The sequence below is a fragment of the Geobacillus sp. 46C-IIa genome (genome assembly GCF_014679505.1).
In the GTDB taxonomy this organism is placed as follows: domain Bacteria; phylum Bacillota; class Bacilli; order Bacillales; family Anoxybacillaceae; genus Geobacillus.
Genome location: NZ_CP061474.1, coordinates 1,293,339 through 1,318,982, shown reverse-complemented (window position 1 = coordinate 1,318,982; position 25,644 = coordinate 1,293,339). Strand labels below are relative to the sequence as shown.

Sequence of the window (25,644 nt, the reverse complement as noted above, 5' to 3'; positions counted from 1 at the left end):
AAAACAGGCAGCCGACAAGGCGCACCGCCTTTCTGAGGAGGGCGCCAACGGCAAGCCATCTGTCGTTATTCATGAGAAGGATCCTTATTCGTCCGCGCTTTTCACAATCGTGGCGATCCCTTGGCCGACACCGATGCACATCGTCGCCAAGCCGTAGGTGACACCGCGTTTTCTCATTTCATAAATCAACGTCGTCAAAATGCGGGCACCGCTCGCCCCAAGCGGATGGCCAAGGGCAATCGCCCCGCCGTTGACGTTGACTTTCTCTCGGTCCAGCTCAAGCTGGCGGATGCACTCAAGCGCTTGCGAAGCAAACGCCTCGTTCAGCTCGACAAGCCCGATGTCATGAACGGACAGGCCGGCGCGGCGCAGCGCCTTGCGCGTCGCAAAAATCGGGCCGATCCCCATCACGGCTGGTTCCACGCCGGCGACGGCCGACGTCACGTATTTGGCCAGCGGCTTCAAACCGAGCGCTTTCGCTTTATCGGCACTCATCAACAACAGCGCTGCCGCCCCGTCGTTCACACCAGAAGCATTGCCGGCTGTCACCGTGCCGTTTTCAAACAGCGGCGGCAGTTTGGCCAGCTTCTCAAGCGTCGTATCTGGACGAGGGTGCTCATCTTTGTCGACAACAATCCGGTTGCCTTTCCGGTCGTGGTAAACAACCGGCACCAGTTCATCCGCAAATCGGTTCGTTTCCATTGCCCGTTTCGCCTTCATTTGGCTTTCATAAGCAAATTCGTCCTGCGCCTCGCGCGTAATGCCAAACCGCTTCGCCACGTTTTCCGCCGTTTGCGGCATGCTGTCGGTGCCGTACATTTCGTGCAGTTTTGGATTGATAAAGCGCCAGCCGATCGTTGTATCGTACATTTCGATATTACCGCGCGGAAAATCGCTTGACGGCTTCGCCATCACAAACGGAGCGCGGGTCATGCTTTCCACGCCGCCGGCGATCACGATATCCGCCTCATCGGCGAAAATCGCCCGCGCCGCATAATTCACGGCATCAAGACCAGAACCGCACAGTCGATTGACCGTCACACCGGCAACTTCCTTGGGCAGCCCGGCTAACAGCGCCGCCATGCGGGCGACGTTTCGGTTGTCCTCACCGGCTTGATTAGCGTTGCCAAAGACGACATCATCAATTTGTTCCATCGGCACATTCGGATTTCGCTCAATGAGCGCCCGAATAACGATAGCGGCCAAATCGTCTGGTCGCACGTCTTTTAGCGCTCCTTTATAACGGCCGATCGGCGTGCGCACAGCATCGACAATCACGACTTCTCTTCCCATTTCTCTCTCCCCCTTAAAAGCGGCCTATAGCCGCTTCATTCTTGATTTGCCGGGCGGTTAGGTAAAACTCCACACGGCAACAGCATCGCTAGGAGGCATCGCCTTCCCCCGCGTTGCTTCTGTCGATGTCCTTCGGCTTCAGTCTTGTTTTGTATAATCATAAACCCCTCTGCCTGTTTTGCGGCCGAGCCGCCCCGCTTTCACATACTGCTCGAGCAGCGGCGCCGGGCGGTATTTTTCGCCCAACTTTTCATGCAAATATTTTAAGTTATTCAGCCGTGTATCGAGCCCGACTAAATCAGCAAGCTCAAACGGGCCCATCGGAAAATTGAGGCCAAGTTTGATGGCCTTATCGATTTCTTCTGGCGTGCCGACGCCTTCTTGAAGCATATAAAACGCTTCATTGCCAACGAGCGCACTGATTCGGCTCGTCACAAACCCTGGAAATTCGTTGACAACAACTGTCTCTTTCCCCATCCGCTCGGCGGCTTCTTTTACGACTTGCGCCGTTTCGTCGCTTGTTTCCAAGCCGCGGATGATTTCGACAAGCTTCATTTTATGCACCGGGTTGAAAAAATGCATGGCGATGACCCGCTCCGGCCGCTTCGTAAACGAGCCGATTTCCGTCGGGCTCATCGTTGACGTGTTCGTCGCCAAATAGCACGACGCCGGCGCATGGGCATCAATCGTTTCGAATACTTGCTTTTTCAACTCCAGCTTTTCCGGCACCGCCTCAATCACCAAATCGGCATCCTGCACCGCAGCAGCCAGATCAAGCGAATATGAAAGACGTGCTTCCGCTTCTTGACGTGCACCAGGCGTCAATTTTCCCCGAGCGATCGCTTGCTCAAAAATGGTGGTGATTTCGCTCCGAGCACTGTTTAGTTGTTCTTGCTTAACATCAACCAACGTCGTCTGAAACCCGCCGACAGCGCCGACGTAAGCAATTCCTCTTCCCATTACGCCGCTGCCGACGACAACAAGACGTTCAATCATCGTTCTTTCCCCTCTCTTTTTCATTCGTATTGTGGATGACGCAACGCCGCTGAAAGTCCGGCCACGTTCGATCATTGCCAATCCGTCTATAAACGCGCCCTTAGGAACCATGCCTGCGACTGCCTTCGACAACGTGCGGATGGAACGGATGCGGGCCGTCAAACAGCAACGTCGCCATCAACCCTTTAAAAACGCTTCCAAACATGTTTAAACATCGAAGACTATATTACGTTTACATAACTTACGTTTCTATAACGCAATATAGCTTTGCTATACTTTAAAATAGATGAAATATTCAAAAATGTCAATGATTTTGTTCAACGCTTTGAAACAAAAAAATGGCTCGGCATGGCGTTCAATGAGGCAAAAAAGGAATCAGCAGAAAAAACACGCTAGATCTTCCCGCTAGACAATCAGAAAGAGAGGCAACACGTTGAGGAGCACACAGACTACGATAGCAAGATGACATATGAGAAAAAGAGAAGCGGAGACGCTTCTTTCCTCCACTATCACAGCGCATCTCCCGCCTTCATTTCCACGAAGGCGGGAGACTTCCTGATGAGGTCATCGTCTGTTTTTTCCTATCAAAGTTTCATAATCCCCCCCGTACTCGCGGATGTCACATGTTTCGAGTAGCGGGCGAGGTAGCCGGTTTTCACTTTCGGCTCAAAGCCTTTCCAGTTCGCTTTCCGTCTTTCGAGCTCTTCATCGGACAATTTGACGTTAATTGTCCGCTTGACCGTGTCGATTTCGATGATGTCGCCGTCTTCAATGAAGGCGATCGGTCCGCCTTCAGCCGCTTCCGGGGAGACGTGGCCGATTGACAAGCCGCGCGAGGCGCCGGAGAACCGCCCGTCGGTCACAAGCGCCACCTTTGTGCCGAGCCCCATGCCGACAATTTGCGATGTCGGCGCGAGCATTTCCGGCATGCCCGGTCCGCCTTTTGGCCCTTCATAGCGGATGACGACGACATGCCCCGGTTGGATTTTGCCATTGGCAATGCCTTCAAGCGCTTCTTCTTGCGAATCGAAGACGATGGCCGGCCCTTCATGGCGCGTGATGCCGCCTTGAACGGCACCGGTTTTAATGACAGCGCCGTCTGGAGCCAAGTTGCCGAACAAAATGGCGAGCCCGCCCGTTTCCGAATACGGGTTATCGATTGGCCGGATGACATCATAGTTTTTCACTTCACAGCCGGCGATGTTTTCCCCGAGCGTTTTGCCGGTGACAGTAAGCGTGTCTAAATGGAGTGCGCCTTCTTTTTTCGACAGCTCGTTCAACACCGCCGATACGCCGCCGGCTTCGTGCAAGTCCTCGATATAATGGACATCCGACGCCGGAGCGAGCTTCGCTAGATGCGGCACGCGTGACGCCACTTCGTTAATCCGCTCGAGCGAATAGTCGATGCCGGCTTCGTTGGCGATCGCGAGCGTATGCAGCACCGTGTTCGTCGAGCCGCCGAGCGCCATATCGAGCGCGAACGCATTGTCGATCGCTTTTTCCGTGACGATGTCACGCGGTTTAATGTCGTGTTCAATCAAATACATGAGCTGTTTCGCCGATTCGCGGACGAACTCTTTGCGCGCCGGGTCGACCGCCAAAATTGTGCCGTTGCCTGGCAAGGCGAGCCCGAGCGCCTCGGCCAAACAGTTCATCGAGTTGGCCGTAAACATGCCCGAACACGATCCGCACGTCGGACAGCCGTACCGCTCAAGTTCCATCAACCCTTCTTCATCAAGCGAGCCGCCTAGATACGCCCCGACCCCTTCAAACACGGACGAGAGTGAAATTTTCCGCCCGTCTTTCGTCACGCCGGCTTTCATCGGCCCGCCGCTGACGAAAATGGTCGGGATGTTGAGCCGCATCGCTGCCATCATCATCCCCGGCGTAATTTTGTCGCAGTTCGGAATGCACACCATGCCGTCAAACCAATGGGCAGAAACAACCGTTTCAATCGAGTCGGCGATGATTTCCCGGCTCGGAAGCGAATAGCGCATCCCGATATGACCCATCGCAATGCCATCATCGACGCCGATCGTATTCATTTCAAACGGCACGCCGCCCGCTTCACGGATCGCTTCCTTTACGATTTTCCCAAACTCTTGCAAATGGACGTGCCCGGGAATAATGTCAATGTACGAGTTGACCACCGCAATAAACGGTTTGTCAAAATCTTCTTCTTTCACGCCCGCCGCCCGCAATAAGCTCCGGTGCGGGGCGCGGTCGAATCCTTTTTTAATCATGTCGCTGCGCCGTGTTTTCATTGAGCGTCCCTCCATCGTTCAGATTGATCGATTGCTAGTATTGTACCACTTTTTCTAATAAAATGACAATTATCTTTATTCTGAATGCGTTTTCACGTTTTTTAAACAATATTTCCTAAATCTAAGGAACGTTGTCACATCCGCTTCTCATCTCATACAGCCCTATGTCGGCAGAGGCGGGCTTGATTTCATCGGACTCCTGCGGCAGAGCGGCGTAAAAATGGGTTGCTCCCCTTGACATTCCCGACGTTTAGGGGCATAATTTCTTACAAACTATAAAATGGTTGAGCGGATTGTTGACAATCAACCAACGGAAACGGCACGGGACTAGTAAACCGAGGGAACGCGCCAGAGAGTGGAACCCATAGGCTGGAAGGTTCCTCGCGGGAAGCCGGTTGAACCTGCCCTAGACGGCCGCTTATGCAAACATAAGCCGCATGCCTGCGTTACAGGCTAGAGGTGGGCGCTTTGTGCGCCAAAAAAGGTGGTACCGCGGAACGCTTTTCCGTCCTTTTGCAAAAGGAGGAAAAGCGTTTTTTTATTGGCCGCCTTCCCAGCTGGCGGCAAAGAACAATGGAATCGACAGCGGCAAAACACGCAAAGGAGGGAACGCCATGAAACGGCAGCGCGTCGTTGTCAAAATCGGGAGCAGCTCGCTCACTGACCCAAAAGGCGGCCTTTGCCATGACAAGCTGCTCGACCATGTCAAAGCGATCGCCTATATGAAACAGCTCGGCCATGACATCATTCTCATCACGTCCGGTGCGGTTGCGGCCGGGTTCGGGCCGTTAGGCTACCCGACGCGGCCGACAACGATCGCCGGCAAACAGGCAGCTGCCGCCGTCGGACAAAGCTTGTTGATGCAGGCGTACAGCGCGGCGTTCGCCCAATTTGGCTTCACCGCCGCCCAATTGTTGTTGACGCGCAGCGATTTTTACAGCCGCGAGCGGTTTCGCAACTTGTTTGCGACGATCACCACATTGCTAGAACACGGCGCCGTGCCGATCATCAATGAAAACGACTCCGTTTCCGTCGAAGAGTTGACGTTTGGCGACAATGATATGCTATCAGCGCTTGTCGCCGGCTTTTTGCACGCCGATGCGCTCGTTTTGCTCACCGACATTAACGGGCTGTACGACGCCAATCCGAAAACGAACCCGCAGGCGAAAAAGTACGCCTTTTTGCCGGAGATTACAAGCGAGATGCTCGCCTCAGCCGGCGGCAGCGGCTCAGCGGTCGGCACCGGCGGCATGCGCTCAAAGCTGTTCGCCGCGCAAAAGGCGCTCTCCTTCGGCGTCAGCGTCTTCATCGGCACGGGAAGCGGCCAAGAAAAACTGGTTGATATTTTAGCCGGAAAAGGCGACGGTACGTATATCGGCGTTCCGTTTCCGAAACAAATGCAAATGCGCAAGCAATGGATCGCCTATCACGCACCCGTTTCCGGCACGATCACCGTTGACAGCGGCGCCGAGGAAGCGCTGCTTGCCCGGGGGAAAAGCTTGCTTCCGGCCGGCATCACGGCCGTTTCCGGAGACTTCCATGCGATGGATGTCGTCGACGTCGTCAACGAAAAAGGCGTCACCATCGGCCGCGGCCAGGTGTATTACGCCGCCGCCGATTTGAAAAAAGTGAAAGGGCGGCCGAGCGAAGAGGCCCGGCAATACTCTTACCTTCACCGCCCGGAAGTCATCCACCGCGACAATTGGGTCACTTTGCGAAAGGAGCGTGTACAAAGATGAACGAACTGCTTGAAAAAGCCGAACGGTTGAAAACGGCGTCACAAACGTTGGCCATGCTGTCTACCGAAGAAAAAAATGCGGCATTGGAACAGATCGCCAAAGCCATCGACCGCCAACGCGCCGTCATTTTGGCGGAAAACGAAAAAGATATGGCCGCCGGCCGCGCGCAAGGGCTGTCACCGGCTTTGCTTGACCGGCTGCAGCTCACGAATGAACGGATCGATCAAATCATCAGCGGCGTCCGCCAAGTCAACTCATTGCCTGACCCGGTCGGGGAAGTCATCGAGGAGTGGACGCGGCCGAACGGGCTTCGCATTCAAACGGTGCGCGTGCCGCTTGGGGTGATCGGCATGGTGTATGAGGCGCGCCCGAACGTGACGGTCGATGCCGCCAGCCTTTGCCTAAAAACGGGCAATGCCGTCCTGCTCCGCGGCAGCTCATCGGCGCTTCATTCTAACAAAGCGCTTGTTGCCGTCATGAAAGAGGCGCTTCGCACAACAGCCATCCCGGAAACAGCCATTGAGCTGCTCGAAGACACGAGCCGGGAAACGGCCCAGCGCATGTTCCGCCTCAACGAGTATCTTGATGTCCTCATTCCGCGCGGCGGAGCGGGGCTTATCCGCTCGGTCGTCGAAAACGCCACCGTGCCAGTGCTTGAGACCGGTGTCGGCAACTGCCATATTTTCATCGATGAATCGGCCGAGCGGCCGATGGCAATCGATATCGTCTTAAACGCCAAACTGCAGCGTCCGTCCGTCTGCAACGCCGTCGAAACGATGCTCATTCATGAAAAGTGGCCGCACACAGGCGAGCTGCTTGAGGCGCTTCACGCCCGCAACGTCGAGCTGCGCGGCGACCGCCGCCTTGCCGCTATGCATCCGTTTGTCAGCGAAGCGACGGAAGAAGACTGGCATACAGAATATTTGGCGCCGATTTTAGCCGTGAAGCTCGTTGCCGATGTCGATGAAGCGATCGAGCATATCGGCCGCTACGGGACGAAACATTCGGAAGCGATCATCACCGAAAACGAGGCGCACGTCCGCCGCTTTTTCCAAGCCGTCGACGCGGCAGTCTTGTACCATAACGCGTCCACCCGCTTCACGGATGGCGAACAGTTCGGCTACGGGGCAGAAATCGGGATCAGCACGCAAAAGCTGCACGCCCGCGGGCCGATGGGGCTTGTGGCCATCACCACAACGAAATCGCTCGTGTACGGGACGGGGCAAATTCGGCCGTAAAGCGCGCTTCTTTCCGCCAAAGCGCGCACCATTTGTTCTATATTTGCGTACGGCCGCTTTTTAAAGAGACATCCCGTTGCTCTGAACGGCAGACAAAAAGCGATCCGGAAAACCACATTCCGGACCGCTTTTTCACTTTGACATATCAGCGTAGATACGAATCATCCAAGTCGTTTTCAGCCGTTTCCGCAAACACCCAACAGCGGCTGCCGATAAAATTCACGGCCATCCCGGCCAACGTGGCCGTCATTTTCGCCATCCAGAGCGGCATGAACCGTTTGACTGCAAGCAAAACGAGAAGCGACGCGCCAAGCGACAATCCATTAACGGCAAGAAAACGCAAAAATTCTCCAATGTTCGCCTTTCGTTTCATTTGAAACGTCCACAGACGATTCCAAATATAGCTGTTCGCCATCCCGGCGCCGTAGGAAACGACTTGGGCGGCCGCCGCCGGGACGGCCATTGCAGCAAGCAAGAAAAAGACGACAAAATCAACCACCGTATTGCCCGCCCCGACGACGGCAAACCGCCATACAGCTTGTTTTTCTTTACGGAAGGTATGAAGGATTTCATTCATGTCTCATTCCGACTCCTCATGTTTCATTGGCGGTATAGATCGGCTGCTCTTGCGCCTTTTCATCCATTCAACCAATATATTCCCCGATCCGAGCATCGTCGTCACCCCCCTGTTGCAAAGAAGCATCACCATAAAGAGCGACGTCCATCCAGCAACCGTCGAATGGGTGAACCGTTTCAAGTATAAAGCAGCCATCATACCGACGACGCTCACCGTCGACAACAAAAAGCCAAGCAAACTGGCCAGCTTGAGCGGCTTGTGTGAAAAAGAAGTGATGCCATCAAGCGAAAACCGAATCATCTTTTTGAGCGGATATTTCGTCTCACCAGCAAAACGCGGTTCCCGTTCAATTCAATCGCTGTCTGCCGAAAGCCGATCCAGCTTACGAGTCTCCGGACAAAACGACCTTGCTCTCTCATATAGAGTAACTGATCGCACACCTTCCGGTCAATGAGACGGAAATCACCCGTATCAACGGGAATGTCGATCTCGGTCGCCGCCCGCAGCAACCGATAAAACACGTAAGCCGTCCATTTTTGAACGCTGTCTCGCCTTTCCGCTTGACGCGCCGGGCATATACCACTTCATACCCTTCCTTCGAGCGCTCGATCATCTCCAAAATGAGTTCAGGAGGATCTTGCCCTTTCCGTCATTTTTTTGTTTCCTACGGTGACGTGACATAGTGTTGGTGCAAGTTTGGTGAAAAAGGCTGAACGAGTGGACTAGATTTTCATTTTCCGAATGCCGGTCATGTGCTATGATAAGAGAAAAGGAGGTGAATCATGTGGAAGGAGAAACCATCGTTCGACAAATTTTAAAGGCGCTTGACTTGCATTCCGATAAAATCCGTGAACAAATGAAGGAAATGGAAGATCGGTTGCGCACTGAAATCCAAGATACAGAAAACCGATTGCGCACTGAAATCCAAGATACAGAAAACCGATTGCGCGCTGAAATCCAAGATACGGAAAGCCGATTGCGCGCCGAGATTCAGGATACAGAAAGTCGGCTGTATGCCAAAATCCGAGAGACGGAAGACCGGTTGCACCAAAAGCTCTTGGATCTAGAAAAACGCACTGACACTCGATTTGAGCGCTTGGAAACGAAAATCAACTATTGGCGTCTTGAATGGTCGGAAACGCAGGAAACCGTCGACTTCCTCGCCCGCAAAACCCTCCAACATGAACGAAAACTCCGTTCCCGGGCTGGACAAAACGAAATCTCCTGAAAACGAAAAAGAAAAAAGACAACCGGCCGCTAGCAGCTGCTTGCTTGACGGCCGGTTTCGCTCCTGTTTCCTGCCCGCCCCCTCTTCAAGGCGGATTCTTTTTTGAAAAGGAGCCGCCTCGATCAATCATCGTTGCGGCGAACGGAAGCAAATGTTGCCCGCGGGGCTCTCCCCTTTTATTCCACCGCTTGCTGCTTTGTGATGTCCGCGCGTGAAAACGACTCTTTCATCATCTCATACGACTGTTTCAGCCGCTCATGATAGCGCGGCGCCTCCCACACCGGCCACGCGTACTCGTAAAATCGCCCAGCCGGCAGCACGTTCCCATTCATTGCTGGAAACGAAAACGAACTGTTCTCGTCTGCGACATACACACCAAGGCGGATGCCCCGGATGATCTGTCGACTCTTCAAGCCGTCTTTCGACCAAATGTCGCCTATCACCTCGCGCCGGCTCGGGTCGGTGACGTTCAAAAGCGCCCATGGGAGGCGGATTTCATACATATCGCCATCGCGGCTGACGCTGATATCGGCGAGTGAATCGTACGCCGCATCATCCGGGTTGGCCGTGCCAAACCGCAACATCCCCGTCTCGTACGCATCGAACGGCACTGCCTTGCCGCGTGTTTCTTCCAATTTCTTATTCAAGGTTAGGCGAATCGGATGGTAGATGCCGTTGTCTTTCCTGTTGGCGTACGGCACCGCCGGCATCATATGCAGTTTTTCTCCGTAATGATAATAAAACGGTATCATAGTAGCTGTCGACGAGCAGCTGAGCGCGCTGTTTGCCATGAATCATTAAAGCGAAATCGATCCCTGCCGTGCGCAGCCTCGTCGATCGTCTGCGCCAGCCATGCTTCAAACGGGCTTGCTCCTTTCGTGTAAATATAGGTGCCGCGGTAATCCCCCGCTCCGCGATGTTTCTTGTTCACAGCCACGACCACGTCTGGGTCCCATTCCACACCAAAAATCCAGCCGAGAACATACGGGGAAAGGTCGTATCGATACACCCCCGCCGGCATGCCCCGGCCGCTTTGGAATGCTGGCCTTGCCATGAACGAGGTCAATCGTGCGGCGAATGTCGACGCGAAACGCCTCATTCACCTCAGGCGCCCACACATCTTTCGTCCGCAGCATCGCCCCTTCATCGATCCAAACGCCGTGAAACAAATAGAGCGGCTGCTTGGCGGTCTGATTGTACTCGTACAGCGCCTCGTAAAACGCCGGCGGGTGGATCGTATAGACGCGAATGGCGTTCGCCCCCATGGCGCCGATGTACTGTAGCCAGCGGAAATATTCTTCTTTCGTAATCTTCGCCGCGCCCGGAAACGCCCCGGGTTTGCTGATGCCGAGGTTGACGCCTTTGATGAGCAGCGGCTCCCACCGCCCGCGGCGGTATACTTGAAGATAGTCGCGCCCGACCGTCCCCACCAAGCGGACGCCGTCCTGCTCCACCGTTTCCGCAGCTGCAGGCCGCTTCTCTTCCTCTTTATATTTTTTGATTTCTTGCAAAATGGCTTTCATCATCGGCACGTACACTTTCCAATAAAACGCCGTCTCATCATCCGGGCGGCTGCTCGCCGTCCACTTGCGCCATAGGTCAAATCCAACTGTTTGGTAAATCGATGGCACACTGCCTTGATCGGCGTAATCGCCGCAAAAGTAGTACGACTGATACGTCTTTGTCTCATAGCGGACAACGGCCGGAAACGAAACCGGAATCCCGATGGCGCGCAGCTTCTCTTTCCCGCGTTCGGAAAGCGACAACGTATAGTTCGCCAACACATCGTCCTTATCAAACGGCTGGACGATGTCAAACCAGTACGAATAAGGAACGCGCTCATGTTGGCCCCATCGGGCTTTTCCCGCTTTCGTATACGAAAACACGACGCCGCTGTCGCCAAGATCGCGCCGATCCAAAACCATCAACCGATCCCGTTCATCCACAAGCACGATTCCCGGACCGCGGAACGCAAACGGCGTCCCATATTGTTGTTCGTAGTTCTCCCTGACCCACGCCGGCACTTCCCGGCTGGATAAATCGGGGAAATAGCGGCCGATCCACCCCGTCCAATGCAAGCCGAACAGCGATTCAAACGACGTGCGCACCTCCTGGGCTGTCGGATGAGCCATGGAATTGAATTCGGCGATCAACGTGTTTCCCCCTTCCTGGGCGAACCGCCAAAGCGCCTTCACCGTCTCGCCGTCCAGCCCGCCATGCACTTTCGCCGACCGCGCCCCGTCCGTCCGCTGGCGAACGAATTCTTCTTCATAGACACCGTACGTGTCAGCGACATACACGGCATCATAGCGATTCATCGTTTTCGGAAACGGGCGCACTTGGTATGCCCCGCCCCCCTTTGGCACAAATCCTACATAATCACGCGCCGCATCATACGTCTCACCATTCCCGTGCACATATTTTTGCGCTCGAAGCAGCCAAATGAGTCCTTGGTGCTCGCGGTACGACCGGTCCGGCACCGTGTTATCGACAATGAGCAGTTCAAGCTCCGTTTCTGGCTTCAGCCACCAAAGCCAATACGGCGCCGACAGAAGCAACACGACAAGGACAAGATATACATAAAGCCAACGGAACGCCTGCTTCTCCATCTTCCCACTCTCCCTCGCACCCGGTATCTTCCTTATAACAAAAGGAACGCTTGTCCGGCAAGAACAAACAAAGAAGCAAACGGGCATTTCTGCCCAAAAAGAAACGCAACGACAGGCCGTTCTTCCTCACACCATTCGCTGAACATGCCCCAATGTCCTATCCCCCAACACGAAATGGGCCTCTCTGATGGCTTCCGAAAACGAGTCCATCCACCACTCACATCCACGGCCACCCAAACAACGCCCTTTCCTATCAAGTATGCGATACTGAGCGCAAGGTGAGGACAAGCGGATCCGGCTCCCCATCGCCGAACCGTTTTCGCAGCGCCCGCAAAACCTGCTATTGGAAAAACCGCGGTGACGGCGTTGCATTCCCTCACTCCATCACCAGCTTTCGATGCGGCCATCTAACACGAAAAGGCAAGCTCCCGACAAGAGCCTGCCTTTTCATCATGAAAGTCTACCGATTCGGTTCGTACACATCCCACGTCCATTTGATCGACTCGACAATTTGGTTGGCCGCCTGTTCGGCTTCAAGCTCATTGATGACCACGCGGGAATGATGGAGAGCGTAAGCCGACTGCCGCTGAAAAAAGAGCCGCTCCACTTCTTCCAGCGTTTTGTTTTTCAACACCGGGCGGCTGTCAACAATGAGCGGCAGCCGCTCTTCTTTCCAATGATCCCATGACAAGTCAAGGAAAAAGACGATGCCATGAGCGAGGCACGCGCGCCGCACCTCCTCCTGCAAATACGCGCCGCCGCCGAGTGAAAGAATTTTCAATCTCGTGTTCATGCATAAATCGACAATGAGCTCTCGCTCAGCCTGACGGAAGTACGCTTCCCCTTTTTGCGCAAAAATCTCAGGAATCGACATCCCGTGCCGCCGCTCGATTTCTGCGTCGACATCGATAAAGTCTCGGTACAGCTTTTTCGCGACCAGCTGACCAATTGTTGTTTTCCCCGCCCCCATAAAGCCGATCAAAATGATGTTCCGCTCGCGAAGCGGGATGGCGGTTTGCTTCTCCACATTCCTTCACTCCCTTTTCAACCGGTCCTTCCCGACGATTGCCGAACAATCAGTTCCGGATTTAAAATTATGCGTTTCGGCTCGCTGTCATCCCCTTCCATGCGTTCGTGCAGCCGCCGCGCAGCGCAGGCACCGATGTTCTCCGGAAACGCCGCCACCGTCGTTAATGGGGGCTGAAACAGCGCCGACTCTTGAATGTTGTCAAAGCCTACAACGGCGATATCGCGTCCTGGAACAAGCCCTTCTTCCTTTAACCCAAGCATCGCGCCGAAAGCGACCACATCATTGTAACAGAACAACGCCGTTGGCGGGTTCGGGTGCTGCAAAGCCTGCTTCACTGCCATCCTTCCGCCTTGCCGAGCCGTCGCTGATGGAAATAACAGCGTTTCATCGACGTCGATGCCCGCTGCGCGCAATGCTTCGCTATATCCTGCCTTGCGCGCTTTCCATACAGAAGAAAGCGGGGAACCGCCAATGAATGCAATGCGGCGGTGCCCTTGGGCGATCAAATGCTCGGTCGCCAGCCGTCCGCCAGCCACATTATCGATCCCGATATAATCAAATTGTCCTGCAGGAATTTCCTCGCGGGCAAACAGCACCACCGGAATATCCCATTGCTGCAACCGTTCGAGCATCTCTGTCGAACAACCAGGAACCGGGCTCATAATGACGCCGCCGACCCGGTGTTCAAGCATCGTCGATAAAAGCGCGTCTTGTTTTTCTGGCCGATCAAACGTCGTTCCTAAAATGACAGTATATCCTTCCTCGTCAAGCGCCTCATGGACACCGACGAGCAGCTCAGAAAAAAATGGATTATCAAGCTCAGTAATGATCAGCCCGACCGTCGAAGAGCGCTGCGATCGCAAGTTGGCAGCTACGCGGTCGTAGACATAGCCTAACTCTTTCATGGACTGCAGCACCTTTTCCCGCGTTTCTTTCGAAATATTCGGACTCCCCCGGACAACAAGAGAGGCAGTTGCCCGCGACACGCCAGCGTGTTTGGCCACCTGTTCAAGCGTCACGCGGGAGCGCTTTTTATTTGACACGATTCCGATCACCTGCTTTATCGTTGCTTCAGTCTACCAAAAGTATAAATGTTGGCTGTAAACAGTGTCAATGCAAGGCGCGGGCTGCCGCCAAAAGAAACGTTTTCGCCCGCACGGCTAAACCTCATAAAAAAGCCCCGCCATCTCCAAACGAGACGCCGGGAGTAGACGGGACATGCCGCCCCGCTTAAATAATCTCTTTTTCTTTCAGTTGCCGAATGTCCTCCGCGGACATACCGAGTATACTTTGCAAAATTTCTTCCGTATGCTCCCCTAAGTCTGGCGCAAGCTGACGCACCGAACCTGGCGTTTTTTCAAATTTTGGAACAATGCCAGGCACTTTAATTTTGCCGAGCCGCGGATGAGCCACTTCGATAATATTTTCCCGCGCCTGGTAATGCGGATGCTCGAAAATATCTTTAATGCTTAAAATCGGGCTGACTGGCACCCCGTGTTCGTCCAAAATCCGGAGCAGTTCATCGCGCGGTTTGGAACGAATCCAGTCGGCAACGATACCGTTCGTTTCTTCATGATGGGCGAGGCGCCGTTCGTTCGTGCAAAACTTCTCGTGCGTCAATAAATCTTCTCTGCCCATCGCCTTTGCCAGCCGTTCGAACGTCGAATCGGTGCTTGTGACCAGCACGACCCAATGCCCATCCTTCGTCATAAACGTGCCGGCCGGGCTCGAATGTCCGGATAATCCCGGCGACCGCTCGCGCACCTTGCCTAATTGGTCGTATTCGGCAATTAAAAATTCCATCATGCGGAATACCGATTCGTAAAGGCCGATATCCACCATCTGCCCTTCGCCGTTCGGATGGACGTCACGGTAGTAAATCGCCGTCACCGCCGCAAATGCCACATAAATGCCTGTAATATAGTCCGTTAACGAAAACGACGGGCTGACGGGCGGGCGGTCTGGATACCCTTGCAAGTACGTAAACCCGCTGAACGCCGTCGCCGGTGTGCCAAACCCGGCTTTTTCGCGGAACGGCCCCGTTTGGCCGTAACCGGAGACGCGGATCATGACCAAGTTCGGGTTGATTTGTTTCAGCTCCTCATATCCGCCTCCCCATTTTTCTAACGTGCCAGGGCGGAAGTTTTCAATGACGATGTCAACATGGCGGATGAGTTGCTTGAAAATGTTCATTCCTTCTTCTTTGCGCAAATCAAGGGTGAGCGATTTCTTATTACGTGCCAGCCCGGGCCAGCGAAGCGGCTCGCCATCCTTAAACGGCCCGACATGGCGCAGCGTATCTCCTTTTCCCGGCAATTCCACTTTAATGACGTCAGCGCCAAAGTCGCCGAGCAATACCGCGCCAAACGGTGCGGCGATCATCGTCGAAACATCAAGCACTTTGACGCCTTCTAACGGCAAATGCGCCATGACAATTTCCTCCCCCATTTCGATTTATTGCCCGTATTTCATGATGACCGATAAGGCGGTCCGGACGTCTTCAATCGGGATTTGCCCCGGCGCCGAGCTTTGCTGTCCGACCGCGAAGGTGACGGCAGAACCGAACAGTCCGCCCGCCAGGCGGGTGATGGCACCCAATGACCCCATCGACATGGTGATGAGCGGGATTTCCACCTCTTGCCGCGCCTCTTCCGTCGCCTGCAGCAACACGAGCACATCGCCCCGCGTTTTCGGCATCACGGCCGCTTTCGCGATGTCGGCTCCGCATTGTTCGGCTTGACGCATTTTCGCGACAAGTTCCTCCTTCGATGGCGTATCATCAAAATTGTGATAGGATAACACAAGGCGCACTCCATAGCGGCGGGTTAGCTCTCGAACAGCAGGAACGTGCGGCCCATGGACAAGCTCGTAATCAAGCAAATCGATCGCGCCGCTTTGGCAGACAGTTTCAAACAATCGGAGTTTTTCCTCTTCCGTTAAGGAAATCGGCGATCCGCCTTCAAGTTCGGAACGAACCGTAAACAAAATCGGAATGTCTCCGGCGATCATCCGCATTTCTTTCGCCGTGGCCGCCACTTCCCGTTCGTCATGAATCGCCTCGAAAAAGTCCGCCCGCCATTCAATCAAGTGCGGCTTTTTCTCCACGATTTGCCTTGCCTCCCCCAACACTTGCCCCGCATCCGCCCCTACAACCGGAGCGCAAATGCACGGCTCTTCCCCCCCGATGGATATGTTTCGCACGTTGATAGCGCCTTTTGAAATAGCCATATTGATCTCCCCCTTACTAACGGTAACCTAGCTTTTCTGAAATCGTTTGGGCTCCCTCTTTGACTAGCGATTCAAACCAGCGGATCGTCTCTGGCGTAAAACGGTGCGTCGGTCCTGAGATCGATAGGCAGGCATTTACTTCTCCGTGAATGTTGAAAATCGGGGCGGCGACCGCCGCTGAACCGACCTCTCGCTCGTCAATACTTGAGGCAGAGCCGCGCTGCCGGATCATCTCCAGTTCAGCGGTTAAACGAGTCCGGCGCTCCTCTGTCGGCACTTGGGCCAAAATGCGCTCCTGAAACGAAGGAGATTGATACGCCAACAGCACTTTTCCCCCCGCTCCCGCCCAAAGCGGCAGCCGCTCGCCGATTTTTACCATATGGCGGAGCGATTGAAGCCCCTCGTATTGTTCAATACAAACGCGTGCACCTTGTTCCAGCACGTATAGGTTCACCGTTTCCCGTGTCTCATCGCGCAGACGTTCCATCACCGGTTTGGCGATTTCTCTTACTTCGATGGACTTGCCGGCAATATGTCCTAAATAATACAACCCTTGACCGAGTCGATACTTCAACGTCTCCGGATTTTTGATGACCAGACGGTTTTGTTCGAGCGTGGCGAGCAGACGAGTGGTCGTTGATTTCGCCAATGAAATTTTGTTAGCGATTTCAGTCAGCGATAGTTCTTGTTCCTCTAGCGTAAAACAATATAAAATATCGATCGCCCGCTGCACCGTGCGCAATCCGGCTTCAGGTTTTCTGTCTTCGATCCGTTCCTTCATTGCATATCTCCCCCCTCTCAATTCCGTTTAACGGAAATTGTTTTCTATAGATGGAACCACCTGTTTTCATTTTAGCACTATGTTTCACTATCGTTCAAGCGTTTTCTTGCTCCTCTCTAAAAAACAACTTCCCTTGAAAGAAGGAAAAAAACAGCTGGAATAATGAAGAATCACCGTCTTGTCGATTAAATAATCTGAAAGTTATAGACAATGAAAGTGAATTTTGTTATAATTCCTTATGTGTTCCATATATAGAAACTAAGTTACATAAATCGGAACAATTGTTTTTGCCTTTTGGCCAATAGTACAAACACTTTCATTCATCCAATCTAAAAATCTAAAACGTAAAGGACGGTGCATGAAGATGAAGAAGGTGAAAAAACGCCGCTGGGCGATCGCTTCTTTAATTGCCTTAGGGGTGATCGTCAACTACTTCGACCGCATTAATATGTCTGTCGGCATTAAACCGCTTTCTGAAGAATTTGACCTGACTCCAGGGCAGCTTGGCATTTTGTTGTCCGCATTTGCTTGGTCGTACGCCATTTTGCAAATCCCAGCCGGCGTGATTCTCGATAAAATCGGCGTCAAATGGGTGACGCGCATCGGGACGATCATTTGGACGGTGGCGTGTTTCTTGACCGCCGTCGCCAGCGGCCAAGGGCTCGTCATTTTGTCACGCGTATTATTAGGAGTTGGGGAAGCGCCGTATTTCCCTTCCGCCGCTAAAGCGGTCGGCCAATGGTTTCCGCGCCATGAGCGATCGACGGCCATTTCCTTATATGACGCTCAGTCCAAGCTGTCGAATGCGATCGGTACCCCGATTATTGCTTGGATCATTACCGAGTGGGGCTGGCGGGCCGGCTTTTACGTGACAGCCTTGCTCAGTTTGATTTACGCCATCATTTTCTGGGCAACATACCGCGACCCGCATGAGGACAAGCAACTGTCAAAAGAGGAGTATGACTACATCGTCCAAGGCGGGGCGCAAAAGTCGGACGAAACATCTGGAAACGTCTGGGAGACGATTCGGTATTTGCTGACGAAGAAAAAAGTGTGGGCGACATTGATCGGGTTTGCCGCCTACGGCTACTCGTGGTTTTTGTTTCTCACTTGGCTTCCCGGCTATTTGGCAACAGAAATGCACATGTCGGTGCTGAAATCAGGCTGGTACGCTTCGATTCCGTGGATCGTCGGCACGATTTCAGAGATCGCGATCGGCGGATGGCTCGTCGACCGGCTGATCAACAAGGGAGGACATTCGACGCGCGTGCGAAAAACGTTTTTGGTCATCGGCATGCTGCTTGGGTTGTCCGTCATCGGCGCCGCCTTTACGACGAACCCGAACATCGCGATTCTTTGCATTTCGATTGCGCTCGGCGGTTTAGTCATCACGTCCTCGATCGCCTACAGCATTCCGACATTTATCGCACCGCCAGGCACGGTCGGAACATTGACCGGTCTGTTGACGTTCGGCAACAACTCGATGGCCATTGCCGCTCCGATCGTCACGGGGTTTATCGTTCAAGCGACCGGCTCGTTTATGTACGCCTTTCTCGTCGCGGCGCTCATTTTGCTCGCCGGCATTTTCAGCTATTTGTTCCTGTTGACGGATTTAGAGCCGATCGAGCCGATGGCTCAGCCAGAAACAAAGCAAAACACAAGCATCGGACACATCAAAGTGCGCTAATGAAAAAAGAAACGCCTTCGTCCAAGCGGCGAAGGCGTCTTTCCATGTTGCTCGCTTTGCGGCGAACCAGATTTCACGCCGCCTCAACGCAAAATCATCCGTTCAATGCCCCACAAACCACCCAAGCGGCACGGTGACAAGGGACGGAAACAAAATCAGCAGCAACAAAACCAACACTTCCGCCAATAAGAACGGCCAAATCCCTTTCATGATGTCTTCCATCCCGATTTTCCCGACTCCGCAAGCGACGTTTAGCACCGTGCCGACCGGCGGGGTGAGCAGCCCGATGCAGTTGTTTAGAATAAACAGCACCCCGAAGTACACCGGATCGATCCCTGCTTTTTCAATAATGGGCATTAACACCGGAGTCAAGATGAGCACCGTCGGCGTCAAATCCATCGCCGTCCCGACCAACAGCACCAATGCATTAATGGCCAACAAAAGCATCAACGGATGATCTATAAACGGCGCCAGCACATCCGTGACAATGGCCGGAATGTTGGCGACAGTGATCAACCATGCGGACACCATGGCCGCCGCCACCAAAAACATGACGACACTCGTCGTTTTCGACGCCGCCACGAGCACGTGGAACAAATCGCGGACTTTTAGTTCGCGGTAAATGCACAAACCGACAAACAAGGCGTAAAACGCGGCCACCACCGCGGCCTCCGTCGGCGTAAACACTCCTCCGCGCAGCCCACCGACGATGATCACTGGCAACAACAGCGCCCAAAACGCCTCGCGGGTCGCCCGCCAAATGTCTTTCGCCGACTGGCGTGGAAGGACGTCCACTTGATCTTTTCGAGTCACCCACCACCAGCAAACCGCCAAGGTGATTCCAAGCAAAATGCCCGGAACGATGCCGGCCATAAACAGTTTCGTGATCGACACCCCGCTTGTGACCCCGAAAAGAATCATCGGAATGCTCGGCGGAATGATCGGAGCAATGATGCCGCCTGCGGCAATGAGACCCGTCGAACGGTTGCGGTTGTATCCAGCTTTGACCATCATCGGGATGAGAATCGCCCCGAGCGCCGCTGTATCAGCCACCGCTGAACCAGACAGGCCGGCAAACAAAATGCTGGCGATAATGGCGACATACCCCAGCCCGCCGCGGATGTGGCCGACAAGCGCCAAGGCAAAGCGGATGATCCGCCTTGAAATGCCCCCGGCGTTCATCAGCTCCCCAGCGAGAATAAAGAACGGAATGGCCATCAATGGAAAGCTGTCCGCCCCGCTGATTAAATTTTGCGCGATGATTTGCGTATCAAAAATATTTAAGTAAAACATGAGAGCGACCCCGCTCACAAGCAGCGCGAACGCGATCGGCATCCCAAGCGCCATCACACCAAGCAGCGATCCGACAAACACCACCAACGCCATCTACCTCTCACCTCCGACGACGCCCTGTTTCCGTTCCTGCGGCGCCTCTGTTTCTTCACTGTGAGCAACGGCGATGAGCTCTTCTTCCGACTCTTTCATTTTCGTCAGCTCATCAATCGCACCCGGACGAAAGAGAGCTTGATAGATATGAAACAAGACAATGATGCCCATGCCGATGCTCACGACAAGCCCGGTTCCATAAATAAACGCCATCGGCAGCCCAGTCGCCGGGGCTTTGCTTTCTAAACCGCTCAATGTCATCTTCCAGCTTCCATCCAAAAGCAAATAAAGAACATACAGCACGATCATATTGCTGATGATAAAGATGATGCGTTTAGCGCCGGTCGGCAACTTCCGCACCAGTGTATCGACGCCTAGATGGTCATTGTCTTTCAAAGCACCGACAGCGCCTAAAAATGACATCCAAATGAAAAGAAAGCGCGACATTTCTTCCGACCACGTGATGCCGGAGTTAAACACATAGCGGAGCACGACGTTGCCGAAAACAAGAATAGACATCAAAGCGAGACATAGCGCCATCAATGCATTGAGCGTCTTCTCCAGAACGGCTCCGATCCTTTTCATTGTGTTCCTCCCCTAAGTCTGTCATAAAAGAATGGAATGACTCTTAAGGGGCATTTCCCCTTAAGAGCCGTTGTACCATTCTGTTATTTTCCTGCTTCAAGCAGTTGGTTCACTAAATCTTCGCCAAACTTCGGCGCATATTTTTTATAGACCGGTTGCACTTTGTCAATAAATTTTTGTTTTTCTGTTTCAGATAGTTCGGTAATGACCATTCCTTGCTGTTTTAAATAATCGAACATTTTGTCGTCTTCTTCTTTATTCAATTGACGCTGGTAATCTCTTGCTTCTTCCGCCGCTTTCGTGATCACGTCTTTTTCTTTGTCGGTCAACGTATCCCAAAACTTTTTGCTGATGAGCAGCGGGCTCGCATTGTAGACGTGGCCGGTTTTGGTCAAATATTTTTGCACTTCGTAAAACTTATTGATCGCAACATTCCCAACCGGGTTTTCCTGTCCGTCCACCACGTGCTGCTCTAAAGCCGTGAACAGCTCTGTGAATGCCATCGGCACCGGAGTGGCTCCCAACTCTTTCCACAAATCAATATGAAGGTCATTTTCCAACGTCCGGATTTTCAACCCTTTAATGTCATCGACGCTTTTGACTTCCCGCTTATTGTTCGTCAAATGGCGGAACCCGTTTTCCCAATAGTTTAGGCCGATCACGCCGACAGACGGCAAATCATTGAGCAAATCTTGGCCGATTTTCCCATCCAACACTTTGTAAGCGGTTTCTCGATCTTTGAATAAAAACGGCAAGTCTAACACTCCGATGCGCGGAGCGAACGAAGCGATCGGACCGGTCGACATCGTCGATCCTTGAATCGTGCCCATCTTCAGCGCTTCAAACACGGCTACGTCTCCCCCAAGCTGTCCATCCGGATACACTTCCACTTTGATCGAGCCGTTTGTTTCTTTTTCCACGATTTCCGCAAACTTGTACAACCCTTTCGTCAGCGAACGATCCTTGGATGTCGCGACGGCCATTTTCATCACTTTCGGTTCGGCCTTCTTGGATGCTCCGCTCCCTTGCGTCTCGGACTTCGATGAGCATCCCGCCAGAACCAACAGGCAGGCAACCAACAATGCCAACATCTTTTTCATTCACTTTTCCCCCTTTATTTCTTCTTTCAATGTAAGCTGGTCGATGCAGCCGAATGGATCCATCGGCTGGCATCGTGTTTTATGTTGAACCCGCATTCCTGCTCTGCTGCAAACTGTTGTGTTCTCTCTCGACCGCGATCGGCCATGCGGGAAACAACCAAATGAATGAAGCATTTATTTCCAATAACGGGATTAATATAAAAATTTTCTAATAATTATGAATGCGTGTATGGCAGCCTCCCTTGTAGGAAGCGCTGCCAAACTTTTGTTTGTCGTTCACGCCGACAGATCGCTTTGCTTCGTAAAATGGCGGGCAAAATAGTCTTTCGCCGACTGCAGGCAACGTCGCGCATGTTCTTCGTAGCCCAATTCCTTTACTCGCTGGATATTCGGCAGCTCGATCGAACAAGGAATTTCCGGCATACGGCGAACAATATCGGCGATATCAATCCCGCCTTCCCCAATGTACAGCCGCTCTTCACGAAGAATTCTCGTCATCTCTTCTTTCGATGCTGGAATCTCGCCAGGGGCGTCGCAAAGATGGAGAAAATGGAACCATTCTCTCGGCACGTTCTCTAACGCTTCCGGTGAATCCCCCGCGCGATGGAAATGGTGAAGATCGATCATGATTCCAGCATTGTCTTGTTTCACCGTATTTAATACATCGATGACCCCGGCCAAATTCGTCACCGCCGCAATCGGGACGTACTCCAAATCGACTGTCAGCCCGTATGGCTTCGCCAGCTCACACAGCTCGGCAAACCGCTCGATATAGGCGCTGCGGTCGGTCGTCCAAATGCTGCTTAAGACGTGGCGGCCGCCAAGCTCAGCCGCCACTTCCATGGCCGGTTCATACCGTTTGGGGTCAATATCGGCATCAATGCGGGCCAGTTCGATATCCAACAGCTTGACTCCGGTTTCCCGCAAAGCTTCCTTTGTCTCCCGCAGCAGCTGCGGGTTTTCGGCTAACGCATAATTCGGCTCACCGGGCAACCCCATGTAAATGATCCGGAAACTGACGTAATCATATCCTGCTCGAGCAGCGATGTGCGCCATTTCCGGCGGTGGGCAGCCGAGCACCGTCAAATGAGCCAATGAAAAGGTTCTCGCCATATCCGTCCCCCCCAATCTTCAATGTTCCTCACTACCACTCAACCGCAACATGGTGAACACGCTTACCCGGGGAATAGATATCCATAATATTCCAGTGACCAGATGTCGGCGTTGGGACGTTGATCATTTCCACATCGATGACAAACGGTTTGTTCGCTTGGATGGCTCGCTCGAGCGTTGGTTTAAACTCTTCCGCTGAGCGGATTTTCACTCCTTCGATGCCGTACGCCCGGGCAATGGCCGCATAATCCGGCGAATACGGTTGGCCATCTTTTTGGAAGACTGTTCCGTGTGTCGTGCCAAAATGTGCTTTTTCCAGTCCGGCGATCGTGCCAAACGCGTAGTTGTTCATAATGACCCAAACAACGGCGATGTTTTCTTCCGCCGCTGTCGCCAGCACCGCCGGATTTTGCCCAAATCCGCCATCTCCGACAAGCGACACGACGACGCGATCCGGGCAGGCGATTTTGGCCCCAAGCGCCGCCGGAGCGCCAAAGCCCATCGTCGCATAGCCACCTGGTGTTAAAATCGTCCCTGCTCTATACGCCGGGAACTGTTGGCCGACCCCGTTTTTGTTCCAACCGACATCCGTTGTAATGATGGCGTCTCTTGGCAATACTTCCCGTACTTCATGCAAAATGCGTTCCGGACGCATCGGATAGCTGTCATCGCGAATATGCTGTGCGTTTTGTTGCCGGAATTCTTGCTTATAGCTAGCGATCCGTTCTTTCAGCGCTTCATCCGTCCGCCCTTGCGGTACGACTTGTTTCGCCACGCGATTCAATACGGTAAGTGCTTGCTTGACATCGGCGACAATGCCGAGTTCCGTCGGATAGTTGCGTCCGATTTCGTTCGGATCAATATCAATATGAATCAGCTTCGTTTCCGGAATAGCAAACGTATATTCCTGCTCCCACGAGCTGCAATCTGCTTCGGAAAATCTCGTTCCTAACGCGAAGATGACATCAGCGTTGCGGCACATGTCATTGACAAATTTCGTTCCCCAAAATCCGCTCATGCCCAGCGTCAGCGGATGGTCATCCGGCATCGCTCCTTTACCCATTAACGTGTGGGCAACAGGAAGGTCAAAGTGTTCGACAAACGCTTTCAGTTCTTCCGCGGCATCGGCAAGCATAATGCCACCGCCAACATACACAAGCGGACGCTCTGCCTGCATGATGTTTTCAATGATTTGTTTTGCTGTTTCATCATCAATCGACGGCTTATGCAGCGCTTTCGTATGCCGCTTTTGTTTTTCAAATAGCGACACGTCCACCTCTTTTGAGAAAATATCCATCGGTACGGAGACGAGCACCGGACCCGGACGACCGCTCTCCGCCAGCTGGAACGCTTTTTCTAAAATTTCCGGGAACAAATCCGGCCGGTCGACACGCCATGCCCGCTTCACAAACGGGCGGTAAATTTCATATTGTGACGCATCCGCATGCAAGTTGACTTCTTGGTGCGGATGCTTTCCGTAATAATGGCTCGGCACATCGCCGGCGATGACGACCATCGGAATGGAGTCGAGCGCCGCATTGGCGACCCCTGTCGCCGCATTCGTCAATCCCGGGCCGACGTGGCATAATACGACGGCTGTTTCTTTTTTCGCCCGCGCATAGCCATCCGCCATATGAGCAGCAATTTGTTCATGACGGACGTTGACAAACTTGATCGGACTATGCTCAAGCGCCGCCAACACCGCAATATTCGTATGGCCGCAAAGCCCGAAAATATGAGTGACGCCGCGGTCTTCCAAATACCGGACTAACTGTTCGGCTACCCCTTTTTTCATCGCTCTTCCTCCTCTTGAAAACTTAAAACCACTTTGCCCGCATTTCCAGATGACGCCAAGTCATACGCCTGCTGATAGTCGCGGACCGGGAAAATGCACGAAATCACCCGCTCGATCGGATACGGCATCGTCCGCAAATAATGAATCGCTTGCACATAGTCATCCGGGAAGCGATAGATGATCGAGCCATGCACAGTTACTTCGTTGCGAACGAGGCGCACGACCGGAAACGTCGCTTCATTCGCAAAACCGACCAACACAAGATGGCCTCCTGGGGCGACGAGCTCCACTGCCTGTTCGACCGCTTCGCGCGTACCCGCTGCTTCAATGACCACGTCAAACGATTCATTGGCCAGTGCATTCGGCGCAAGCGTGCGAATATCCGCCATCGCTTTCACCGTTTCGAGTTTCAGCGGATTGATGTCGATCGCCGTCACGTCCGCTCCTAAATGGCGGGCGAGAACGGCCGCCATCATCCCTTCATTGCCGCAGCCGATGATGGCTACTTTCATCCCCTGTTCGATGTTCACCTTTTGCAACGCATGCACGACAACCGCAAACGGCTCGACGAGCACGGCCTTTTCGTCCGGTAGATCATCAGGAACAGGAAGCGCATACTTCGACGAGATGACGAACTCATGCGAAAACCCACCGTCGACGTTAATGCCGAGCGATTGTTTATGCCGGCAGATGTTCGTCAACCCTTTTTGGCATAAGTCGCACGTTCCGCAATACGTATTCGGCAACACAACGATCCGTGTCCCGATGTCATACGCTGCCTGTTCGCCTTTTTCCACGACGACACCGACTAGTTCATGACCGGCCCGGACCGGATAGTTCGCGTGCGGGAGTTTTCCTTTGAACACCCCGAGGTCCGATCCGCAAATCCCCCCGTAAATCAGCTTGATTTTCACCTCATCACCCACGGGGGAACGGATGGGATCGAGATGCCGCAATTCCAGCTCATTCGGCTTGGCTACATAAAGCCCTAACAT

21 protein-coding genes and 1 pseudogene are annotated in these 25,644 nt (G+C 53.3%); 4 read left to right on the top strand and 18 right to left on the bottom strand.

The features are described from left to right. Window positions 1–84 precede the first annotated feature (84 nt). From pcaF to ilvD, 3 genes are all read right to left on the bottom strand, one after another. On the bottom strand, window positions 85–1,293 hold the full coding sequence (gene pcaF / locus IC803_RS06730) for a 3-oxoadipyl-CoA thiolase (RefSeq protein ID WP_081210992.1): 1,209 nt from the start codon (window positions 1,291–1,293) through the stop codon (window positions 85–87). 138 nt (window positions 1,294–1,431) lie between these two features. Then, window positions 1,432–2,289: a 3-hydroxyacyl-CoA dehydrogenase gene (locus IC803_RS06725; RefSeq protein ID WP_081210990.1), complete on the bottom strand. Its 858-nt coding sequence runs from the start codon at window positions 2,287–2,289 to the stop codon at window positions 1,432–1,434. 584 nt (window positions 2,290–2,873) lie between these two features. After that, window positions 2,874–4,553, bottom strand: a complete 1,680-nt coding sequence (gene ilvD / locus IC803_RS06720; RefSeq protein WP_081210988.1) for a dihydroxy-acid dehydratase — start codon at window positions 4,551–4,553, stop codon at window positions 2,874–2,876. A 614-nt stretch (window positions 4,554–5,167) separates the two neighbouring features. Between ilvD and proB the strand changes: the two genes are divergently transcribed. Both proB and IC803_RS06710 read left to right on the top strand, forming a co-directional pair. Then, entirely contained in the window at window positions 5,168–6,292 is a 1,125-nt protein-coding gene (gene proB / locus IC803_RS06715) for a glutamate 5-kinase (RefSeq protein WP_081211043.1), read from the top strand. Beyond that, on the top strand, window positions 6,289–7,530 hold the full coding sequence (locus IC803_RS06710) for a glutamate-5-semialdehyde dehydrogenase (protein ID WP_081210986.1): 1,242 nt from the start codon (window positions 6,289–6,291) through the stop codon (window positions 7,528–7,530). The genes proB and IC803_RS06710 overlap by 4 nt, the downstream gene beginning before the upstream one ends. 145 nt (window positions 7,531–7,675) lie before the next feature. Here the strand turns inward: IC803_RS06710 and IC803_RS06705 are convergent, their stop codons facing one another. After that, window positions 7,676–8,107, bottom strand: a complete 432-nt coding sequence (locus tag IC803_RS06705) for a GtrA family protein (protein ID WP_081210984.1) — start codon at window positions 8,105–8,107, stop codon at window positions 7,676–7,678. A 16-nt stretch (window positions 8,108–8,123) separates the two neighbouring features. Continuing rightward, window positions 8,124–8,747, bottom strand: a pseudogene (locus IC803_RS18110) (glycosyltransferase); the annotation flags it as partial. 144 nt (window positions 8,748–8,891) lie between these two features. Here IC803_RS18110 and IC803_RS06695 point away from each other — a divergent pair. Then, a complete protein-coding gene (locus tag IC803_RS06695; protein WP_081210982.1) occupies window positions 8,892–9,335 on the top strand; it encodes a hypothetical protein in 444 nt (147 codons plus the stop codon). 176 nt (window positions 9,336–9,511) lie between these two features. On the opposite strand, the gene IC803_RS18490 is transcribed toward IC803_RS06695, so the two are convergent. The 7 genes from IC803_RS18490 to IC803_RS06665 form a co-directional block, all read right to left on the bottom strand. After that, window positions 9,512–10,048 carry a DOMON domain-containing protein gene (locus IC803_RS18490; RefSeq protein ID WP_369827006.1) on the bottom strand — a complete coding sequence of 179 codons (537 nt, stop codon included), beginning with the start codon at window positions 10,046–10,048 and terminating at the stop codon, window positions 9,512–9,514. Between the two features lie 144 nt (window positions 10,049–10,192). Further along, a complete protein-coding gene (locus tag IC803_RS06690; protein WP_369827005.1) occupies window positions 10,193–11,944 on the bottom strand; it encodes a hypothetical protein in 1,752 nt (583 codons plus the stop codon). Window positions 11,945–12,404: 460 nt separating this feature from the next. Next, entirely contained in the window at window positions 12,405–12,971 is a 567-nt protein-coding gene (locus IC803_RS06685) for a shikimate kinase (RefSeq protein ID WP_081210980.1), read from the bottom strand. A gap of 17 nt (window positions 12,972–12,988) precedes the next feature. After that, window positions 12,989–14,017, bottom strand: coding sequence for a LacI family DNA-binding transcriptional regulator (locus IC803_RS06680; RefSeq protein WP_190304276.1), 1,029 nt, complete (start codon window positions 14,015–14,017; stop codon window positions 12,989–12,991). Window positions 14,018–14,204: 187 nt separating this feature from the next. Beyond that, entirely contained in the window at window positions 14,205–15,404 is a 1,200-nt protein-coding gene (locus tag IC803_RS06675) for a CaiB/BaiF CoA transferase family protein (protein WP_081210976.1), read from the bottom strand. 24 nt (window positions 15,405–15,428) lie between these two features. Next, window positions 15,429–16,202, bottom strand: a complete 774-nt coding sequence (gene aroD, locus IC803_RS06670; RefSeq protein ID WP_081210974.1) for a type I 3-dehydroquinate dehydratase — start codon at window positions 16,200–16,202, stop codon at window positions 15,429–15,431. Between the two features lie 16 nt (window positions 16,203–16,218). Beyond that, on the bottom strand, window positions 16,219–16,983 hold the full coding sequence (locus tag IC803_RS06665) for an IclR family transcriptional regulator (RefSeq protein ID WP_081210972.1): 765 nt from the start codon (window positions 16,981–16,983) through the stop codon (window positions 16,219–16,221). A gap of 358 nt (window positions 16,984–17,341) precedes the next feature. Between IC803_RS06665 and IC803_RS06660 the strand changes: the two genes are divergently transcribed. Then, on the top strand, window positions 17,342–18,670 hold the full coding sequence (locus IC803_RS06660; RefSeq protein ID WP_081210970.1) for an MFS transporter: 1,329 nt from the start codon (window positions 17,342–17,344) through the stop codon (window positions 18,668–18,670). 102 nt (window positions 18,671–18,772) lie between these two features. On the opposite strand, the gene IC803_RS06655 is transcribed toward IC803_RS06660, so the two are convergent. From IC803_RS06655 to IC803_RS06630, 6 genes are all read right to left on the bottom strand, one after another. Continuing rightward, window positions 18,773–20,056 carry a TRAP transporter large permease subunit gene (locus IC803_RS06655; protein ID WP_190304275.1) on the bottom strand — a complete coding sequence of 428 codons (1,284 nt, stop codon included), beginning with the start codon at window positions 20,054–20,056 and terminating at the stop codon, window positions 18,773–18,775. Then, on the bottom strand, window positions 20,057–20,641 hold the full coding sequence (locus tag IC803_RS06650; protein WP_190304274.1) for a TRAP transporter small permease: 585 nt from the start codon (window positions 20,639–20,641) through the stop codon (window positions 20,057–20,059). A gap of 83 nt (window positions 20,642–20,724) precedes the next feature. After that, entirely contained in the window at window positions 20,725–21,741 is a 1,017-nt protein-coding gene (locus IC803_RS06645; RefSeq protein WP_081210054.1) for a TRAP transporter substrate-binding protein, read from the bottom strand. Between the two features lie 276 nt (window positions 21,742–22,017). Beyond that, a complete protein-coding gene (locus IC803_RS06640) occupies window positions 22,018–22,854 on the bottom strand; it encodes a sugar phosphate isomerase/epimerase family protein (protein WP_081210197.1) in 837 nt (278 codons plus the stop codon). Between the two features lie 31 nt (window positions 22,855–22,885). Then, on the bottom strand, window positions 22,886–24,649 hold the full coding sequence (locus IC803_RS06635; RefSeq protein ID WP_081210056.1) for a thiamine pyrophosphate-binding protein: 1,764 nt from the start codon (window positions 24,647–24,649) through the stop codon (window positions 22,886–22,888). Beyond that, complete coding sequence (locus IC803_RS06630; protein WP_081210058.1) at window positions 24,646–25,644, bottom strand: zinc-dependent alcohol dehydrogenase; 999 nt, start codon at window positions 25,642–25,644, stop codon at window positions 24,646–24,648. The genes IC803_RS06635 and IC803_RS06630 overlap by 4 nt, the downstream gene beginning before the upstream one ends.

Bases quoted from the DNA above. Each gene is read 5' to 3' on its own strand.
- pcaF (WP_081210992.1), bottom strand. From the start codon at position 1,293: ATGGGAAGAGAAGTCGTGATTGTCGATGCTGTGCGCACGCCGATCGGC.
- IC803_RS06725 (WP_081210990.1), bottom strand. From the start codon at position 2,289: ATGATTGAACGTCTTGTTGTCGTCGGCAGCGGCGTAATGGGAAGAGGA.
- ilvD (WP_081210988.1), bottom strand. From the start codon at position 4,553: ATGAAAACACGGCGCAGCGACATGATTAAAAAAGGATTCGACCGCGCC.
- proB (WP_081211043.1), top strand. From the start codon at position 5,168: ATGAAACGGCAGCGCGTCGTTGTCAAAATCGGGAGCAGCTCGCTCACT.
- IC803_RS06710 (WP_081210986.1), top strand. From the start codon at position 6,289: ATGAACGAACTGCTTGAAAAAGCCGAACGGTTGAAAACGGCGTCACAA.
- IC803_RS06705 (WP_081210984.1), bottom strand. From the start codon at position 8,107: ATGAATGAAATCCTTCATACCTTCCGTAAAGAAAAACAAGCTGTATGG.
- IC803_RS18490 (WP_369827006.1), bottom strand. From the start codon at position 10,048: ATGATGCCGGCGGTGCCGTACGCCAACAGGAAAGACAACGGCATCTAC.
- IC803_RS06690 (WP_369827005.1), bottom strand. From the start codon at position 11,944: ATGGAGAAGCAGGCGTTCCGTTGGCTTTATGTATATCTTGTCCTTGTC.
- IC803_RS06675 (WP_081210976.1), bottom strand. From the start codon at position 15,404: ATGGCGCATTTGCCGTTAGAAGGCGTCAAAGTGCTTGATGTTTCGACG.
- aroD (WP_081210974.1), bottom strand. From the start codon at position 16,202: ATGGCTATTTCAAAAGGCGCTATCAACGTGCGAAACATATCCATCGGG.
- IC803_RS06665 (WP_081210972.1), bottom strand. From the start codon at position 16,983: ATGAAGGAACGGATCGAAGACAGAAAACCTGAAGCCGGATTGCGCACG.
- IC803_RS06660 (WP_081210970.1), top strand. From the start codon at position 17,342: ATGAAGATGAAGAAGGTGAAAAAACGCCGCTGGGCGATCGCTTCTTTA.
- IC803_RS06655 (WP_190304275.1), bottom strand. From the start codon at position 20,056: ATGGCGTTGGTGGTGTTTGTCGGATCGCTGCTTGGTGTGATGGCGCTT.
- IC803_RS06650 (WP_190304274.1), bottom strand. From the start codon at position 20,641: ATGAAAAGGATCGGAGCCGTTCTGGAGAAGACGCTCAATGCATTGATG.
- IC803_RS06645 (WP_081210054.1), bottom strand. From the start codon at position 21,741: ATGAAAAAGATGTTGGCATTGTTGGTTGCCTGCCTGTTGGTTCTGGCG.
- IC803_RS06640 (WP_081210197.1), bottom strand. From the start codon at position 22,854: ATGGCGAGAACCTTTTCATTGGCTCATTTGACGGTGCTCGGCTGCCCA.
- IC803_RS06635 (WP_081210056.1), bottom strand. From the start codon at position 24,649: ATGAAAAAAGGGGTAGCCGAACAGTTAGTCCGGTATTTGGAAGACCGC.
- IC803_RS06630 (WP_081210058.1), bottom strand. From the start codon at position 25,644: ATGTTAGGGCTTTATGTAGCCAAGCCGAATGAGCTGGAATTGCGGCAT.